The organism is Vibrio coralliilyticus ATCC BAA-450, from assembly GCF_000176135.1.
In the GTDB taxonomy this organism is placed as follows: domain Bacteria; phylum Pseudomonadota; class Gammaproteobacteria; order Enterobacterales; family Vibrionaceae; genus Vibrio; species Vibrio coralliilyticus.
The window spans coordinates 116,149-134,126 of record NZ_ACZN01000020.1; the positions used below are offsets into that span (position 1 = coordinate 116,149).

At 47.2% G+C, this 17,978-nt stretch carries 17 protein-coding genes; 11 read left to right on the forward strand and 6 right to left on the reverse strand.

Going from position 1 to position 17,978, the window contains the following annotated elements; translation table 11 throughout:
* Positions 1–22: 22 nt before the first annotated feature.
* The 4 genes from prmA (at position 23) to VIC_RS25440 (ending at position 3,651) form a co-directional block, all read left to right on the forward strand.
* Positions 23–910 (forward strand): 50S ribosomal protein L11 methyltransferase, encoded by an 888-nt coding sequence (gene prmA, locus VIC_RS25425; protein WP_006963274.1) that lies wholly within the window; start codon positions 23–25, stop codon positions 908–910.
* A 139-nt stretch (positions 911–1,049) separates the two neighbouring features.
* Positions 1,050–2,012 carry a tRNA dihydrouridine synthase DusB gene (gene dusB, locus VIC_RS25430; RefSeq protein WP_039952766.1) on the forward strand — a complete coding sequence of 321 codons (963 nt, stop codon included), beginning with the start codon at positions 1,050–1,052 and terminating at the stop codon, positions 2,010–2,012.
* A gap of 72 nt (positions 2,013–2,084) precedes the next feature.
* Positions 2,085–2,381, forward strand: coding sequence for a DNA-binding transcriptional regulator Fis (gene fis, locus VIC_RS25435; RefSeq protein ID WP_000462885.1), 297 nt, complete (start codon positions 2,085–2,087; stop codon positions 2,379–2,381).
* A 283-nt stretch (positions 2,382–2,664) separates the two neighbouring features.
* Positions 2,665–3,651: a sensor domain-containing diguanylate cyclase gene (locus tag VIC_RS25440; RefSeq protein ID WP_006963276.1), complete on the forward strand. Its 987-nt coding sequence runs from the start codon at positions 2,665–2,667 to the stop codon at positions 3,649–3,651.
* On the opposite strand, the gene zntR is transcribed toward VIC_RS25440, so the two are convergent.
* The gene (gene zntR / locus VIC_RS25445; protein ID WP_006963277.1) at positions 3,648–4,082 is read right to left on the reverse strand and encodes a Zn(2+)-responsive transcriptional regulator; all 435 of its coding nucleotides are present in this window, start codon (positions 4,080–4,082) and stop codon (positions 3,648–3,650) included. The two genes, VIC_RS25440 and zntR, sit on opposite strands and share 4 nt — an antisense overlap.
* 273 nt (positions 4,083–4,355) lie before the next feature.
* Between zntR and purH the strand changes: the two genes are divergently transcribed.
* Positions 4,356–5,948 carry a bifunctional phosphoribosylaminoimidazolecarboxamide formyltransferase/IMP cyclohydrolase gene (gene purH, locus VIC_RS25450; RefSeq protein WP_006963278.1) on the forward strand — a complete coding sequence of 531 codons (1,593 nt, stop codon included), beginning with the start codon at positions 4,356–4,358 and terminating at the stop codon, positions 5,946–5,948.
* A 274-nt stretch (positions 5,949–6,222) separates the two neighbouring features.
* Positions 6,223–7,512 (forward strand): phosphoribosylamine--glycine ligase, encoded by a 1,290-nt coding sequence (gene purD / locus VIC_RS25455; RefSeq protein WP_006963279.1) that lies wholly within the window; start codon positions 6,223–6,225, stop codon positions 7,510–7,512.
* Positions 7,513–7,558: 46 nt separating this feature from the next.
* On the opposite strand, the gene VIC_RS25460 is transcribed toward purD, so the two are convergent.
* Both VIC_RS25460 and hupA read right to left on the reverse strand, forming a co-directional pair.
* A complete protein-coding gene (locus VIC_RS25460) occupies positions 7,559–8,254 on the reverse strand; it encodes a DUF1481 domain-containing protein (RefSeq protein ID WP_039952769.1) in 696 nt (231 codons plus the stop codon).
* Between the two features lie 45 nt (positions 8,255–8,299).
* A complete protein-coding gene (hupA, locus tag VIC_RS25465; protein ID WP_006963283.1) occupies positions 8,300–8,572 on the reverse strand; it encodes a nucleoid-associated protein HU-alpha in 273 nt (90 codons plus the stop codon).
* A gap of 352 nt (positions 8,573–8,924) precedes the next feature.
* Between hupA and VIC_RS25470 the strand changes: the two genes are divergently transcribed.
* Positions 8,925–10,025 (forward strand): CNNM domain-containing protein, encoded by a 1,101-nt coding sequence (locus tag VIC_RS25470; protein ID WP_006963285.1) that lies wholly within the window; start codon positions 8,925–8,927, stop codon positions 10,023–10,025.
* 32 nt (positions 10,026–10,057) lie between these two features.
* On the opposite strand, the gene VIC_RS25475 is transcribed toward VIC_RS25470, so the two are convergent.
* Complete coding sequence (locus VIC_RS25475) at positions 10,058–10,645, reverse strand: YjaG family protein (protein ID WP_006963287.1); 588 nt, start codon at positions 10,643–10,645, stop codon at positions 10,058–10,060.
* A gap of 70 nt (positions 10,646–10,715) precedes the next feature.
* Between VIC_RS25475 and VIC_RS25480 the strand changes: the two genes are divergently transcribed.
* From VIC_RS25480 to VIC_RS25495, 4 genes are all read left to right on the forward strand, one after another.
* Positions 10,716–11,636, forward strand: a complete 921-nt coding sequence (locus VIC_RS25480; protein WP_006963289.1) for a D-2-hydroxyacid dehydrogenase — start codon at positions 10,716–10,718, stop codon at positions 11,634–11,636.
* The gene (locus VIC_RS25485; RefSeq protein ID WP_006963291.1) at positions 11,636–12,268 is read left to right on the forward strand and encodes a uracil-DNA glycosylase family protein; all 633 of its coding nucleotides are present in this window, start codon (positions 11,636–11,638) and stop codon (positions 12,266–12,268) included. The genes VIC_RS25480 and VIC_RS25485 overlap by 1 nt, the downstream gene beginning before the upstream one ends.
* 148 nt (positions 12,269–12,416) lie before the next feature.
* Positions 12,417–15,050 carry a phosphoenolpyruvate carboxylase gene (gene ppc, locus VIC_RS25490; protein WP_006963294.1) on the forward strand — a complete coding sequence of 878 codons (2,634 nt, stop codon included), beginning with the start codon at positions 12,417–12,419 and terminating at the stop codon, positions 15,048–15,050.
* 400 nt (positions 15,051–15,450) lie between these two features.
* Positions 15,451–15,990, forward strand: a complete 540-nt coding sequence (locus VIC_RS25495) for a PadR family transcriptional regulator (protein WP_006963298.1) — start codon at positions 15,451–15,453, stop codon at positions 15,988–15,990.
* Positions 15,991–16,055: 65 nt separating this feature from the next.
* Here the strand turns inward: VIC_RS25495 and cysE are convergent, their stop codons facing one another.
* Together cysE and gpsA are read right to left on the reverse strand one after the other, a co-directional pair.
* Entirely contained in the window at positions 16,056–16,877 is an 822-nt protein-coding gene (gene cysE / locus VIC_RS25500; RefSeq protein ID WP_006963300.1) for a serine O-acetyltransferase, read from the reverse strand.
* 59 nt (positions 16,878–16,936) lie between these two features.
* Positions 16,937–17,971: an NAD(P)H-dependent glycerol-3-phosphate dehydrogenase gene (gene gpsA, locus VIC_RS25505; RefSeq protein WP_006963302.1), complete on the reverse strand. Its 1,035-nt coding sequence runs from the start codon at positions 17,969–17,971 to the stop codon at positions 16,937–16,939.
* Positions 17,972–17,978 lie beyond the last annotated feature (7 nt).

Genomic DNA, 17,978 nt, shown 5'->3' on the forward strand with positions numbered 1-17,978 from the left:
CTATCTAGACGAGCACATACCCATGCCTTGGATTCAAATCAAACTCAATGCGACCAACGACAACGCTGAGCAAATCGGCGACATGCTAATGGAAGAAACAGGAGCACTGTCTGTAACCTTCTTAGACGCGCAGGATACGCCAGTATTTGAACCTTTGCCGGGAGAAACTCGTCTGTGGGGTGATACGGATATTCTCGCTCTGTACGACGCAGAAGCGGATACTAAGTTTATTATTGACCAGACCAAGAACAGCAACTTGCTACCAGAAGGCTTTGCTTACAAAGTGGAGCAGTTGGAAGACAAAGACTGGGAACGAGAGTGGATGGACAATTTCCACCCGATGAAGTTTGGTGAGCGTTTATGGATCTGCCCAAGCTGGCGAGACGTCCCAGAGCCGGATGCGGTCAACGTGATGTTAGACCCTGGCCTCGCTTTTGGTACTGGTACTCACCCAACTACTGCTCTGTGTCTGGAGTGGCTGGAAGGGCTAGACCTGTCGAGTAAAACCGTGATCGATTTTGGTTGTGGATCTGGCATCTTAGCGATCGCTGCGATCAAACTCGGTGCCGAAAAGGTCATCGGGATCGATATTGATCCTCAGGCTCTCATCGCTTCAAAAGACAACGCCGAGCGCAATGGCGTTGCCGATAAGCTCGAAGTTTTCCTACCTCAAGATCAGCCAGAGGGCCTGATTGCTGACGTCGTCGTCGCGAACATCCTTGCCGGCCCACTTCGTGAGTTGTCGCCGATTATCAAGTCTCTAGTCAAACCGAACGGTAAACTGGCGATGTCTGGCGTGCTGGATACACAAGCAGAAGATGTGGCTAACTATTACCGTGATGAACTTCACATTGATCCTATCAAGGAGCAAAGTGAATGGTGTCGCATCTCTGGTCGAAAGCAAGGCTAGATAAGACTTTCAGGGCTAATTGTTTGAAATTCATACAAATTACAAAAACAATTTGTAAATGCTCAAATATTAGTCTTTTCACAGCGGAAAAAAATGCGTAAAATGCGCGCCCTTGCTGGTACTAAGCTGTGAAGACGTTTTGAAAATCGGAAATCATCAACTTAAGAATAATCTCATCGTCGCCCCGATGGCGGGAGTGACCGATAGACCGTTTCGAGAGTTATGCCTCCGCTATGGTGCTGGGATGGCCGTCAGTGAAATGATGTCCTCAAACCCAAAGCTATGGAAAACGTCAAAGTCCAAGCAGCGCATGGTGCATGAAGGTGAATCGGGCATTCGCTCTGTACAGATTGCGGGTGCGGATCCACAACTGATGGCCGATGCTGCTCAGTTTAGCGTTGAAAACGGTGCGCAAATCATCGATATCAACATGGGCTGCCCAGCAAAAAAAGTGAATAAGAAGCTTGCCGGTTCTGCACTGCTTCGCTTCCCAGATATCATCGAAGATATCCTGAAAGCGGTAGTCAATGCAGTCGATGTCCCAGTGACACTCAAAACCCGAACAGGCTGGGACCCAGATAATAAAAACTGTGTCCAAATCGCTAAATTAGCCGAAGACTGCGGCATACAAGCGCTTGCTCTGCATGGCAGAACAAAAGCCTGTATGTACAAAGGTGAGGCCGAATATGACAGCATCAGAGCGGTCAAGCAGGCAATTTCGATACCGGTTATCGCAAACGGTGATATCGATAGCCCAGAGAAAGCCAAGCGCGTACTGGAGTACACCGGTGCAGACGCTCTGATGATTGGACGTCCCGCCCAAGGTCGTCCGTGGATTTTCCAGGAAATCCAACACTTTTTGGAAAACGGCACCACGATGCCTGACCTTCCGTCCGCGGAAGTGAAAGACATTCTGCTGGGTCATGTGAATGCGCTCCACGATTTTTATGGAGAGTACTTAGGACCACGAATCGCGCGTAAGCACGTAGGTTGGTACCTAAAAGAGCATGAGCAAGCAAGTGAGTTTCGCCGTGCCTTCAACGCGATTGAGGCAGCAGAGCTGCAACTTGAAGCGTTAGAAGAGTATTTTGATAAAGCCTAACTATTTGAAGCGAACGCTTCAGATACGATGGCTAAACGTTGCATCATAATTAAGAGAAGAGCTAGACCGAATATGTTCGAACAAAATCTGACTTCAGAAGCATTAACAGTAACTACAGTAACGTCACAGGACCAGATTACTCAGAAACCATTACGTGACTCTGTTAAAGCGTCTCTTAAAAACTACTTGGCTCAACTAAACGGCCAAGAAGTCACAGAACTATACGAATTAGTTCTAGCTGAAGTTGAACAGCCACTACTAGATACCATCATGCAGTACACTCGCGGTAACCAAACTCGCGCAGCAACTATGATGGGTATCAACCGCGGTACTCTTCGCAAGAAACTTAAAAAATACGGCATGAACTAATACGTTCTGACGAATTTTGTTTTGAGAAAGCCGATTCCAAATGGATTCGGCTTTTTCCGTTTCTAGTCGCCATTACTTTATAAAATTCAATTAATTTGCACACTCACTGCTCAGCATGTTTTACTTTTGAGACTCCCAAAGAGCAGAGAAACCAAACGCATATTAAGTCTCACTTTCGTGCCATCTAACTGAGCAAATAGTAAGCAAACTGTGATCTATCACGATTGCCATCACTACCTGTCTAGATATAATGCGGTGTTCATCTGTTGTTGGATAAAACTATATGCTTGATAAGCAAAGGGAAGCATGGCTAAGCCTGATTCTGAATGAACTTCCTGACCGACTTTTCGTTTTAGAGCAGTCGGGGCGCTTTGTCGAGGGCTTTGGGGGAACGTTCCACTCCGTTCGTCTAGAAAAAAATGGTTACGCCAACAAAACGCTTCACGACATCCTTCCACAGGATAAAGCCGACCAGTTACTCAGTTACATACAAGATGTTAGTGAGTCAGCCAAACCTCTGGTTGTACAGTACAGTGTCAACCCTATCGAATGCTTGCAACTGTCTATTGATGAGCTGGAAACACTAGATGGCCCTGAAGACATGTGGTTCGAAGCTACCATTAAGCCACTGTGCTTAGTAGATGGCACCCAGTATGTCCTGTGGCAAGAACGTGACATCACGAGCAACTATCGCCGTCAGGAAGAGCTGAAGCGCCTGTCTGAAACCGATGAGCTAACCGGCATCTTCAACCGCCGCGCCTTCCTTGAAGCTCTTGAGCAGGAATTACAAAGCTACAATGAGACTCAGCGTAATTTGTCTTGCTTGATGATCGATATCGATCACTTTAAAGAAATCAACGATCAAGTCGGTCACCTTTCGGGTGATGAAGTCATCACTCAGGTTGCCAGAATTTGTCAGAAACAGATCCGTGGCAGTGACTACATTGGTCGACTGGGCGGCGAAGAGTTTGGCATTGTACTCTCAAACACAAATGCCATTCAGGCTTACGATATTGCCGAACGCATACGACAATCAATTGAAAGTTCCCCCTGCAGTGTCGACGACCATATCATTCATCCAACCGTCAGTATTGGTATCGCAGAAGTTACCTCAGGCATCTCTCATGTGAAAGAACTCTTGGTTCAGGCAGATAAAGCGATGTATTACTCTAAACAGACGGGTCGCAATCAAGTCACGCTCTACCACGATAACTTGCCGGATATGAAGGTTCAGTCCGCGATTCAAGCCAAAATTCGACAAGCGAGTTAAGGCTCATCACAGCAAGTCGCTGGGCTCTCTTCACTGCCCAGCGCCCCTAAAATCGAACAATGACTGGCATCGTCATCAATATGACCACAACACGCATCGTTGATTTTCTTCAATGCATGGCGAATACGGGTCAACTCCGCAATCTTTTCATCAATCACTTCGAGTTTTGCCGAGGTGATGGCTTTTACTTCTGCACAACTGTGCTCGGTGGCTTCCAGCTTTATCTCTAACAGTTCGCGAATTTCTTCCAGGCTTAGCCCTAGGTCTTTAGCTTTTAAGATAAAACCGACCTGTTTTTGATTTTCTTCGTTATAAATACGATAACCCGATTCACTGCGCCCCATGGGGCGGATCAGTTCATTTTTCTCATAGAAGCGCAAAGTATCGGTGGTCACACCACAACGCTTTGCCAGTTCTCCAATCTGGAACATAACTTTCCTTATTAACTATCTCGTTACTTTTTAAGTTAAAAAGCATGGTTTTCATAATTATTTTTGAGATGCCAAACGATTGCGCGAGCTTTTTTGTAATAAATTAGTTAGAATGTGCGCCATCAAGTTTAGAGTCTAATATCTGTCCGGTCTCGACTGGCAAAAAGGTCTTTACCAAAACTGGCCAATATTTTATCCCTACGAGATAAAAACAAGTTCATTTTTGGCAAATATCTTTAGTTTTAACTCCATGACTTTGAGGAAGATGGAAGCATGAACAACGCTCGTCCAATTCGCCGCGCCCTAATCAGCGTATCAGACAAAACAGGTATTGTTGAGTTTGCCCAAGCTCTCGCTGAACGCGGTGTCGATATCCTATCCACAGGTGGTACTGCCCGCTTACTAGCTGAGCAAGGCATTGCTGTCACAGAAGTATCCGATTATACGGGTTTCCCGGAAATGATGGACGGACGCGTTAAAACGCTTCACCCAAAGGTTCATGGTGGTGTTTTAGGCCGTCGCGGTCAAGACGATGACGTGATGGAAAAACACGGCATCAATCCTATCGATATGGTTGTCGTTAACCTATATCCATTTGCTGAAACTGTGGCTAAAGAAGGCTGTACGCTTGCTGACGCGGTTGAGAACATCGATATCGGTGGTCCAACAATGGTTCGCTCTGCTGCGAAAAACCACAAAGACGTGACTATCGTAGTAAATGCACACGACTACGACCGCGTCATCGCAGAAATGGACGCAAACGAAACGTCTCTTACGCTAGAAACACGCTTCGATCTCGCTATCGCGGCATTCGAGCACACAGCGTCTTATGACGGTATGATCGCAAACTACTTCGGCACTATGGTTCCTAGCTACGGCGAGAACAAAGAAGGTGACGAAGAGAGCAAATTCCCTCGCACATTCAACCAACAGTTCGAGAAGAAGCAAGACATGCGCTACGGTGAGAACAGCCACCAAGCAGCGGCTTTCTACGTTGAAGCAAACCCTGAAGAAGCTTCGGTTTCCACTGCTCGCCAGATCCAAGGCAAAGCCCTTTCTTACAACAACATCGCAGACACGGACGCGGCGCTTGAGTGTGTGAAAGAGTTCGCTGAACCAGCGTGTGTGATCGTAAAACACGCGAACCCATGTGGTGTTGCACTTGGCGAAGACATCCTTGAAGCATATAACCGTGCTTACCAGACTGACCCGACATCGGCATTTGGCGGCATCATCGCGTTCAACCGCGAACTTGATGCAGCAACAGCATCTGCGATTGTTGAGCGCCAATTCGTTGAGGTTATCATCGCACCATCTGTTTCTGCTGAAGCAATCGAGGTTGTTGCAGCGAAGAAGAACGTTCGCCTACTTGAATGTGGCGAATGGACAACTAAAACAACTGGCTTCGACGTAAAACGCGTTAACGGTGGCCTGCTGGTTCAAGACCGCGACCAAGGCATGGTAAGCCTAGATGACCTTAAAGTGGTCTCTAAGCGTCAGCCAACAGAAGAAGAACTGAAAGATGCCCTATTCTGCTGGAAAGTAGCAAAGTACGTGAAATCTAACGCGATCGTTTACTCGAAAGGTGACATGACGATTGGTGTAGGCGCCGGCCAAATGAGCCGCGTTTACTCAGCGAAAATCGCAGGCATCAAAGCGGCAGACGAAGGTCTGCAGGTTGAAGGTTGTGTGATGGCATCAGATGCATTCTTCCCATTCCGTGACGGTATCGATGCGGCGGCAGAAGCGGGCATCAAGTGTGTAATTCAACCGGGCGGTTCTATGCGTGATGACGAAGTTATCGCTGCAGCGGACGAACACGGCATGGCGATGATCTTTACCGGTATGCGTCACTTCCGCCACTAATTTCCTCTTCGTATTTGGCACTGTGGCGTCGTTAGCGGCTTTCGCCCACCCCAGCTGGCTATGCTCCCGGGGATGGGCTCAATTGCTACCTAGCCACATCACCAATTACTTTGAGCAAGACTTATAATTTTGTTTTTTAAATATTCCGATATTTGAAATACGTAGAGCAAGTCAGTGACTTTAGTTCAAGGAAAACACGCGGAGCTTATGACCATAAGTGAGCATGTTTGACACAGAAATAAAGGCTCTGAAGCAGCTATAAGGATTTTAAAACATGAATGTATTGATTATTGGTGCCGGCGGTCGTGAGCACGCTTTAGGTTGGAAAGCAGCACAAAACCCAAACGTTGAGACAGTATTCGTTGCACCTGGTAACGCAGGTACCGCGCTTGAGCCAAAGCTAGAAAACGTAAACATTGGTGTTGAAGCAATCTCTGAGCTGGTTGCATTCGCTCAAGAGAAGAAGATCGAGCTGACGATTGTTGGCCCAGAAGCGCCACTCGTTATTGGTGTAGTTGATGCTTTCCGTGAAGCGGGATTACCTATATTTGGTCCTACTCAAGCCGCTGCGCAGCTAGAAGGCTCTAAAGCGTTCACCAAAGATTTCCTTGCACGCCATAATATTCCAACTGCGGCTTACGCTAACTTCACTGAGATTGAACCAGCTCTTGCTTACGTTCGTGAACAAGGTGCTCCTATTGTTGTAAAAGCAGACGGTCTTGCTGCAGGTAAAGGTGTTATCGTTGCGATGACGCTAGAAGAAGCAGAAGACGCAATCAAAGACATGCTCGCAGGTAACGCGTTTGGTGAAGCCGGCAGCCGTGTGGTGATCGAAGAATTCCTAGACGGTGAGGAAGCCAGTTTCATCGTGATGGTTGACGGCCAGAGCGTTCTGCCAATGGCCACCAGCCAAGACCACAAACGTGTTGGCGACAAAGACACTGGCCCTAACACCGGCGGTATGGGCGCTTACTCCCCTGCACCAGTGGTAACGCCAGAAATTCACGAGCGTATTCTTGAAGAAGTTATCTACCCAACCGTGCGCGGCATGGATGCGGAAGGTCACCCATACACTGGTTTCCTTTACGCTGGTCTTATGATCGACAAAGACGGCACGTCAAAAGTTATCGAATACAACTGCCGCTTTGGCGATCCAGAAACCCAGCCTATTATGATGCGTATGGAATCTGACCTTGTTGAGCTTTGCCTGATGGCTATCGACGAGAAACTTGATGAAGCCGAGTCTAAATGGGATCCACGTGCGTCTATCGGTGTGGTTCTAGCAGCTGGCGGCTACCCTGCTGACTACGCGAAAGGTGATGTAATTTCACTTCCTACAGGCGATGTTGAAGGCCAAAAAATCTTCCACGCAGGTACAGCGAATAACGAAGCAGGCGAAGTTGTGACGAATGGCGGTCGTGTTCTATGTGCAACGGCACTGGGAAATAGCGTCTCAGACGCTCAGCAGCAAGCGTATGCGCTGGCTAAGCAAGTTAGCTGGAATGGTATGTTCCACCGCAATGACATTGGTTACAGAGCGATAGAGCGCGAACAAAGCAAATAATCGCTCTGTATCCCAAAAAGGCGCCTCTTTAGGCGCCTTTTATATTTTAATCAGATAGCAGACTAGGCCTTTCAATACAGGAGTGATCTTCATCTGCCAGCATGAGTAAGTCTTCAACAATAACTCGGTTGGTGCGTGTCGAACCAAGGAAAGCTACGTAGTTGTCCACTCCAGCTAAGCGATTCACCACAAATGACGGCAGTGTCTGATTAAACTCCAATCGAGAGTAGCTCTGTCCAGAACAGGTTTCAAATGTTGAACCGTCCCAGTAGCCTTGAATCAGCTCTTGACCTTTTTTATCCTGCTCTTTCGTCACGGTTACCACAGTCATCGCATCATTTTTGTAGCGTTCGAGTTCAGCTGGCTTGACCGGAAGCACTTTGCCATCTAATCGGTACTGCTGATAAACCGCTTCACCGTCCTTATTGAAACGAACATGCACTCGGTATTTCACCAGCCCTTGTTCGCCTTTAAGCTGTTCGCCTTCACGAATCAGTTCTCTCAGCTCCCCTTCCGTCCAGCTGTAGTCGGTTTTATACCAACCGTAATCTCCTGCTGTGACATAGTCTGCGGCTGCGCTAGGAGAAGCAATCTTTTCCGTATACCAGTATAAGCTTGTGGCATCGCCCATGCTTTTCCCGCCCGTGTAATAAGCGAACTGATCTAAGTTAGGAGTAGGAACGCTGGAAGAACAACCAACAATAAAAGAAGTGATTAGTGAAGAGAATAAACGTTTTTTCATGACAGTGATGCGCCAAGACAGAAGACTACCTTGGCGCATTATAAATTATTTCACTGCGTCTTTCAGAGCTTTACCTGAAACAAATGCAGGAACGTTTGCAGCAGCGATTTGGATCTCATCACCAGTTTTTGGGTTACGGCCAGTGCGAGCTGCACGGTGGTTTACTTTGAACGTACCAAAACCAATTAGTTGAACTTGGTCACCCTCTTTAAGTGCATCAGTCACACCGTCAAGAGTTGCTTCAAGAGCAGCTTTAGCTTGTGCTTTAGATAGATCTGCTTTCTCTGCGATAAAGTCGATTAATTGGGTCTTGTTCATTAGGTTTCCCTTCTCATATGTTATCGAATTCAACTCACTCTAAAGCATAAATGCCCCATCTGGCAAAGGTTTGTAAGCGATCTTTAGCTTTCATGACGTACTTTTAACCATAATATGAGTAATAACTCACAATTTGTTACCTTCCTCTCCTATGCGAAGGCTTGTTTTTAATCATAATTAACCTTATTTATAAAACGCGGATAGTCCACGAAGCCTGATATTGTGGGGCCTGAAGCGAATATAAAATACTCACACCAATAATGCCCAGGCATAGTGACTCATTTCATAATTGATAATTTTGATGAGTACATTGCAAAATTCGGTGGTGGTATAAACCTGATATAGGACATTTATGTTACTGCTAACCATCTACGTCTCTGTTGCGATTGGCGTATCCTTTATCTGCTCGGTCCTCGAAGCGGTTCTACTGAGTATTACTCCCAGCTATCTGGCACAACTGCGTCAGCAAGGCCATCCGGCCGCAGAGAAATTATCAAAATTAAAAGCGGATATCGACCGCCCACTAGCTTCAATTCTGACACTGAATACCATCGCTCACACTATCGGCGCCGCCAGTGCAGGTGCACAAGCTGCTGTAGTTTTTGGTAGCGAATGGCTAGGTGTATTCTCAGGTGTATTAACTCTGGGTATTCTTGTGCTATCGGAAATTGTGCCTAAAACCATTGGCGCAACATACTGGCGTCAGCTGTCTCCTCTTGCAGCCATTACGTTACGTTGGATGGTGTGGGCACTGACACCGTTTGTGTGGTTTTCAGAGCAGATCACTAAACGCCTTGCCCGCGGTCACCAAGCACCAAAGATGCGTGATGAACTCTCTGCGATGGCGATTCTGGCTAAAGAGAGCGGTGAATTTGCAGAAGGTGAGACGAAAATTCTCAACAACCTGCTTGGCATTCAGGACGTTCCTGTCACTCAGGTCATGACACCACGTCCGGTCGTGTTCCGTGTTGACGCTGAAATGAGCATCAATGAATTTCTGGCTCAGCATAAAGACACACCGTTTTCTCGCCCACTGGTTTACAGCCAGTCCAAAGACAATATCATCGGTTTTGTACACCGCTTAGAGATGTTTAAACTTCAGCAGGCAGGTTGTGGTGAGAAGCAGTTAGGAGCAGTGATGCGTCCGGTTCACGTACTACTGAACAACTTATCTTTGCCAAAAGCGTTTGAGCAGATGATGGCGAAGCGCCTCCAGTTGGCGATGGTTGTTGATGAATACGGCACCATTCAAGGAATCCTAACGCTGGAAGATATCTTCGAGCACTTAGTTGGAGAAGAGATCGTCGATGAAGCGGACAGAGCTACCGACATGCAAGAGCTTGCGTTTGAGCGTTGGGAGAAATGGAAAGAGACACACGGCGTGATTGAAAGTCGTGATGACGATGAAGAAAATCAGGTTTCTGAACTACAAACCAAGAAAGAAGACCACTAATAAAATCGGGAGCCTATGGCTCCCGATTCACATTAAAGGCTGACGCCAATATTGCTGATACCATCTTCTCTCAGCTCAAAGCGAAGATCTTTAATCAGTTCAATGTCTCGTTCCTGAGCATCTTTCAGTGGACGGAAAATAGCCCACTGCACATCCCACTCTTCACAAACCGCTTCATTGTCTTTCTGATTATCATTAGTTATTTCGAGGCCAGTTTGCGCTTCTTCTAGCTGAGCCACCGTCTGTACCGACTGTTGACTGATTTTTTGCATGCTTTCAAATAAGTCATCGCGATCCAACAGGCCGTGTAGCAGGGTAGACAAACCAATACAGGCATCAATCGCGGGGTAGACACCATAAAAATCAAAATCTTCAGAACTTGGAATAATCTCTTCTAACTTCTCCAACTGGCGCTCATAATTAACCTTGGCACTCTTGACTGTTAGTTGCTCCCAAATGCTATCCAGAATATCGCGATAAATACGTGGCTCTGCAAATTCCGTGCTGTCACAAAACATCGCAAAATTAGGGTACATACGTTCACACAGACACGCCATAAAGGTAATCTGCTTCCAAGGTTCTAACTTCTCAAGACGAAGTTGAAGAGGGTTCTGTAGCATAAGGACTCATTGGTTCAGAAAAAGACAGCGGAAGTGTACTTGATAACCATAGTGGAAAAAAGCGAAGCCGATGAACAATTTCACCAACAAAGTCTATTTACTGACTGAGCACAACGAAACTTACCAGCAGCAGATCGACAAGCTGCAGTTACCGGATCTCGAGATCACCGACAATCCAGAAGATGCTTCTATTTTACTCGCCTCTCCACCACTGGTCGCCAAACGGCTTAGTGATTTTCCCAACGTAGAGTGGATGCAATCGGTTTATGCTGGAGTCGACGCTCTCACCACCAACACCCCGAATTTTCTCCTCACCAATGTGAAGGGGATATTTGGTCAGCAAATCTCGGAATACGTTCTCGGTTACCTTATTCAACATCATCGCCACTTTTTGCACTATCAAGAAAGTCAGAATCAGGCCAAATGGGAGCCCAAACCCTATCAATCTCTAAGCGCACTCACTTTATTGATTTTAGGGACTGGCTCAATAGGTAACCATCTCGCCAAAACGGCTCAGGCATTTGGCATAAAAGTGATCGGTATTAACCGCAGTGGTATTCCGTCCATGCATTCTCCTTTTGACGAAACTTACCATATTCAGGAGCTAGACAGTGTACTGAGCCGAGTCGATGTGGTAGTTAACACGCTGCCCAGTACCAAAGAAACACATCATCTACTTAATCATCAGTCTCTCAGTCACTGCCAATCCGCCTTACTATTCAATGTGGGCCGCGGTGATGTCGTGTGTGAGAACGGTTTACTTGCCGCTATAGAAGAGCAAGCCATTGCCCATGCCTTTCTTGATGTGTTTGAAAACGAGCCACTCGAAGCCAGCCATCCATTCTGGCACCACCCAGCTGTTACAATCACTCCGCATATCGCCGCTCTTAGCTTCCCTGAACAGGTAGTCGAGATCTTTGCTGACAACTATCAACGTTGGCGAGATGGGTTTTCTCTACTGAATGAAGTCGATCTCGACAAAGGTTACTGATGCTAGAAGATCTGCTCCAACAAATTCGCCAATGCCGGCTGTGCGAGCCTAATCTACCCCTGGGAGCCAATCCCATTATTCAGGCGAGTAAAGAAGCCAAGCTACTGATCATCGGCCAAGCGCCAGGGACCCGAGTGCACAAAACGTCCATCCCTTGGAATGACCCGAGCGGTGACAGGTTAAGACAATGGCTTAAGCTTGATAAAACGGCCTTTTATGACGCGACCAAGATAGCCATCATGCCCATGGGGCTGTGTTATCCCGGCAAAGGCAAAAGCGGTGATCTCCCTCCAAGAAAAGAGTGTGCCCCGCAATGGCACAGTAAGGTGCTCGAACAACTGCCTAACATCGGTATGACGCTGTTGATAGGCCAGTATGCACAAAACTATTATCTGCAAGACAAACCGAAAACACTCACCGAAACCGTCAGAGCGTGGCAGCAGTGGGCACCTCACTATTTGCCCCTACCTCACCCTTCTCCGAGAAATACTTTGTGGTTAAAGCGTAACCCTTGGTTCGAAGCCGAAGTGGTGCCTTTTATCCGCGAATACGTTCATGCTCATATAGGGCTTGAACAAGAAACGAGTTTTGAATCAGCTCGTATTTCTGTAATAAAGTTTCAACAAATATAGAAAAAATAGCCACATCACCTTAGTTGCATTCACTTGCACAATATTTGCAATCTTAGCCTACAGCATTTGACTCACAGCGATATTTTTCGCTAGATTGTCTACTTAACAAGGAACAATGGATGTAATTTTTTTACAAGGCAGGACGACAATGAACGAGAAATACTCTGCACTCAGAAGCAACGTGAGCATGTTGGGACACTTGCTCGGTAATACCATTAAGGACGCCCATGGTGATGCACTTCTGGAAAAAGTAGAAACGATTCGTAAGCTTTCTAAGTCTGCGCTTTCTGGCAATCAATCAGATCGTGAAAGCTTGATTGAGGAAATTAAAAGCCTACCCGATGAGCAACTGACGCCTGTTGCCCACGCTTTCAACCAGTTCCTCAACCTGACGAACATGGCGGAGCAGTACCACACTATTTCACGTCATTGCGATGCACATGTCTGCGAACCAGACGCCATCAACAACCTGTTTTCCAAACTTAGCCAAAACGACATAAGCAAACTCGACACTGCTCAAGCGGTGCGAGCTCTCAACATTGAGTTAGTGCTTACTGCGCACCCAACCGAAATCACTCGACGCACCATGATCAACAAGCTGGTCAAAATCAATAAGTGTTTGTCGAAACTAGAGTTAAACGACCTGTCAGCCAAAGAACGCCAGAAGACTGAACGTCGCCTCGAACAATTGATTGCCCAAGGCTGGCACTCTGACACTATTCGTCAGCAGCGTCCAACCCCTCTTGATGAAGCCAAATGGGGCTTTGCCGTCGTCGAGAACTCCCTGTGGGAAGCAGTGCCTGACTTCTTACGCGAATTGGATGGTCGTCTGCGTGGTTATCTTGAAGAAGGCCTGCCTATTGATGCTCGCCCTGTGCATTTCTCTTCTTGGATGGGTGGCGACCGTGATGGTAACCCATTTGTCACCCACACTATTACCCGAGAAGTCATGCTGCTGTCACGCTGGAAAGCCGCAGATCTCTACCTCAATGACATCAATGAGCTGGTCAGTGAACTGTCGATGACCCGCTGCAATGACGCGGTACGCTCGCTCGCGGGAGAAGACGAACACGAACCTTACCGCGCCGTACTGAAACAGCTGCGAGCTTTGCTGACTGAAACCAAAGAAATACTGGATGCCAAAGTAAATGGTCAGAAGCTGGCTGTTAAAGCTCCCCTTCAATGTGTCGAGCAGTTATGGGAACCTCTTTATGCTTGTTACCAATCTCTTCATGAGTGCGGTATGGGCATCATTGCTGATGGCTCGCTTCTCGACACGCTACGCCGAATCAAAGCCTTTGGGGTTCATCTGGTACGCCTCGATATTCGTCAGGAAAGTACGCGCCACTCCGATGCTTTATCAGAGCTGACTCGCTACCTTGGCATTGGTGATTACAACCAGTGGAGCGAACAGGACAAGATAGCGTTTTTGACCAATGAGCTGGCTTCTAAACGCCCACTTCTCCCACGTGACTGGCAACCATCCGAGCAAGTCCAAGAAGTACTCGATACCTGTAAGATTGTCGCCGCCCAGCCACGTGAAGCCTTTGGGGCTTACGTGATTTCTATGGCGCGCACGGCTTCTGACGTATTGGCCGTACATTTACTTCTGCAAGAAGCAGGCTGTCCATATCGCATGGATGTCTGCCCACTGTTTGAAACGTTAGACGATCTGAATAATGCCGAATCCGTGATCAAACAATTGATGGGCATTGATCTCTACCGTGGCTTTATCCAGAACCACCAAATGGTGATGATCGGTTACTCTGATTCTGCAAAAGATGCTGGTGTGATGTCAGCGGGCTGGGCTCAGTATCATGCGATGGAAGCACTGGTCAAAGTCGCTGAAGAAGAAGGGGTTGAACTGACACTATTCCATGGTCGAGGTGGCACCATTGGTCGAGGCGGTGCGCCCGCTCATGCAGCTCTATTGTCTCAACCACCGAAGAGCTTGAAAGGTGGCCTGCGAGTGACAGAACAAGGGGAAATGATCCGCTTCAAGCTGGGCTTACCTGAAGTTGCTGTCAATAGCTTCAATCTATATGCCAGTGCGATCTTGGAAGCTAACCTGCTGCCGCCTCCCGAACCAAAACAAGAGTGGCGTGATCTGATGAATGTACTTTCAGAGGTCAGTTGTGAGGCGTATCGAAGTGTTGTTCGCGGTGAACCTGACTTTGTTCCGTACTTCCGTCAGGCAACGCCAGAATTGGAGTTAGGTAAACTACCTCTTGGCTCTCGCCCCGCTAAACGTAATCCAAAAGGTGGCGTAGAAAGCTTACGTGCAATTCCATGGATCTTCTCTTGGAGTCAAAACCGTTTGGTTCTACCGGCGTGGTTAGGTGCTGGTGAAGCCATTCAATACTCCATCGATAAAGGTCATCAGGCGCTACTCGAAGAGATGTGTCGTGAGTGGCCGTTCTTCTCCACTCGCTTAGGCATGCTGGAAATGGTGTACACCAAGTGTAACCTTGAGATCTCACGTTACTATGATGAGCGCTTAGCTGATCCTAAACTGCTGCCTCTTGGCGATAAGCTGCGAGCTCAACTTCAGCAAGATATCAAAGCGGTACTCAACGTTGAAAACAACGAGAACCTGATGCAAAGCGATCCGTGGGGTCAGGAGTCAATCCGTCTGCGTAACATTTACGTCGAGCCATTGAACATGCTGCAGGCTGAACTGCTTTATCGTACTCGTCAGAGCGACGCTGCGTCACCTGAGCTGGAAGAAGCATTGATGGTAACTATCGCTGGTATTGCAGCGGGCATGCGCAACACAGGATAAACTTGTAACAAAGTACAAAAAAGGCTGTCTCAACGGGCAGCCTTTACTATATCTGATTCTAAAAACGTCAAATCAAATAGCATTATTTAAACAAAAAAGTGGCAAAACTATCAATCAAGCAGGACAATAAACTAAAATATCCATTTATTGAGCAAATTATCAGTTTTTTGGGTTATTTTGTCCTTCTATTCCACTTTATGCTTATTATTTAGATATACTAATGCTCCCTTGCGATACACAACAACATCTACATATCGCTCTAGGTGATAAAACGGCTTTTAAGGTGACATGGCCAACTTTGTTGGCGCTGCTTAAAGAAATTAACTGATGATAAGTGCCACAGAAGCACGACAGTAACTAAGCAGTTGTTAGTAGTTATTTGACCATTTGGATTGAAGACATGTCATTACCACACGTTATCCTGACAGTTCTGAGCACACGCGACGCAACTGGATATGATATCACCAAAGAATTTTCCGCCACTATTGGTTACTTCTGGAAAGCAAGCCACCAACAAGTTTACCGCGAGCTGAATAAAATGGCTCAGAATGAGTTGGTTACCTGCGTATTAGAACCTCAAGAAGGCAAACCAGACCGCAAAGTATATTCGATCACAGATTCAGGCCGTGTCGCTTTAGGTGAATGGTTCGATCAGCCAACAGCGCACCCAACAGTTCGTGATGAATTCTCCGCTAAGTTGATGGCTTGCGCCGTTCAACCTTCCGCACCTTATCGTGAACAACTGGCTGAATTGGTTGAGGAATCACGCAAGCTAGTGGCTCACTATCAAGAAATAGAAAATGCGTACTATTCAACTCCTGCAACTTTGGATAAACAGCAGCGCTTGGAACGTTTAACGCTTCGCCGTAATCTATTGGTTCGCCAAGCTTGGATTGAATGGGCTGAAGAAGTACTCGCTGAATTAGCCTCTCTAGGCTAATGCGATAAAAAAGGGTTGAAGCCAAAACTTCAACCCTTTTTTGTTTTCTTATCAGCGGTTCAGTGTTAAATGCCGTCTCCACCAATAAAGCTTTGTGAACGGCCGTTAAACTGTTGATCCATATCCAGTGAGGGCTTATCCGTTTTAGGGCGACCAACAATCTTAGCTGGTACACCCGCCACCGTGGTGTGAGCAGGAACTGGCTGCAATACGACAGAGCAAGACCCAATCTTAGCGCCTTCACCAACTTCAATATTGCCAAGAATCTTAGCGCCCGCGCCGATCATCACCCCTTCACGGATCTTCGGATGTCGATCTCCGCACTCTTTACCAGTACCGCCTAACGTTACGTCTTGCAGAATCGAGACATCATTTTCGACGACCGCCGTTTCGCCAATCACTATGCCCGTTGCGTGGTCAAGCATGATGCCATGACCAATTTTTGCTGCCGGATGAATATCCACCTGGCACGCCACTGAAATCTGGTTTTGCAGGTAGGTGGCCAGCGCAATGCGACCCTGGCGCCATAACCAGTTCGCCACACGATAACCTTGCAAAGCATGATAGCCTTTCAAGTACAGTAAAGGCATTGAGTACATAGAAACCGCAGGATCTCGATTCACTGTAGCACAGATGTCACAAGCCGCCGCTTCTGTTATCGAGTGATCAGCGTTAAAAGCTTCTTCAACCACTTCTCGCACGGCCATCGCTGGCATAGACGCTGTATTCAGCTTGTTGGCTAAAATATAACTCAGCGCGGCTGCTAGGCTTTCATGCTTGATGATCGTCGCATGGTAAAAGCTTGCTAGCATTGGCTCTTGTTCTGAAAGCTCTCGCGCTTCGCGAACAATGGCTTGCCATACTTTCTGTTTTTCACAATGTTTCATTTCTCAACCCTTCACCTAAGCTTGCTTAAGTGTTTTTCGCTTTCCGTGTCTCTGGACGTTTACGCCTCTGATTTCTTATCACGAGCAAGCAAATCTTTTGCTGCCATGTGTGCATCTTTTCCTTGATACAACACTTGATAAATTTGGTCAACAATTGGCATCTCGACACCCATGCGCTGTGACAATAGCCAGACCTCTTTGGTATTACGATAGCCTTCGACGACCTGGCCAATCTCATCTTGAGCAGTATCCACATCTTTACCCTGACCTAGAGCTAGGCCAAAGCGACGGTTACGTGATTGGTTATCTGTACAAGTCAGAACCAGATCACCCAACCCCGCCATACCCATGAAGGTTTCTGGCTGCGCACCTAATGCAGCGCCAAGACGCGTCATTTCAGCAAGGCCACGAGTAATCAGAGCCGTTCGAGCGTTAGCGCCAAAACCAATACCGTCTGACATGCCAGCACCGATCGCAATCACGTTCTTAACTGCGCCACCCAACTGCATACCTGTAAAGTCACTGTTGGCATAGACACGAAACGTCTTGCTGCAGTGAATTTTCTCTTGGAGTTCAGAAACAAAACTTTCATCAGGGGAGGCCACTGAAATCGCCGTTGGCATGCCCATCGCAAGCTCTTTGGCAAACGTAGGTCCTGATAGCACAGCTAAAGAGTACCCTTCCCCCAACGCTTCTACAGCCACATCTTTCAGCAGACGCCCTGTCTCTGGCTCAAGCCCTTTCGTTGCCCAGCAAATACGTGAGTCGGCTCTTAAATGAGGCTTAATGTTGTTAAGCACGATACCAAACACATGACTCGGTACCACAACCAGTAAATCGCGACTGGCCTGCACGGCTTTTTCTAAATCTGACTCAACAATCAGTGATTGTGGAAAATCAATATCTGGCAAGAATTCGTGATTCGCTCTATCCGACTGCAAACGTGCCATATGCTCAGGGTCATGGCCCCAAATCACCACATTCGCGCCATTTCTCGCCAGTGAAATAGCCAGAGATGTACCGTATGAGCCAGCACCAAGCACCGTCATAGCAATTTCTTTCCCGTAGCCGTTTTGAATGTCTGAGTCCGTCATTAATCCG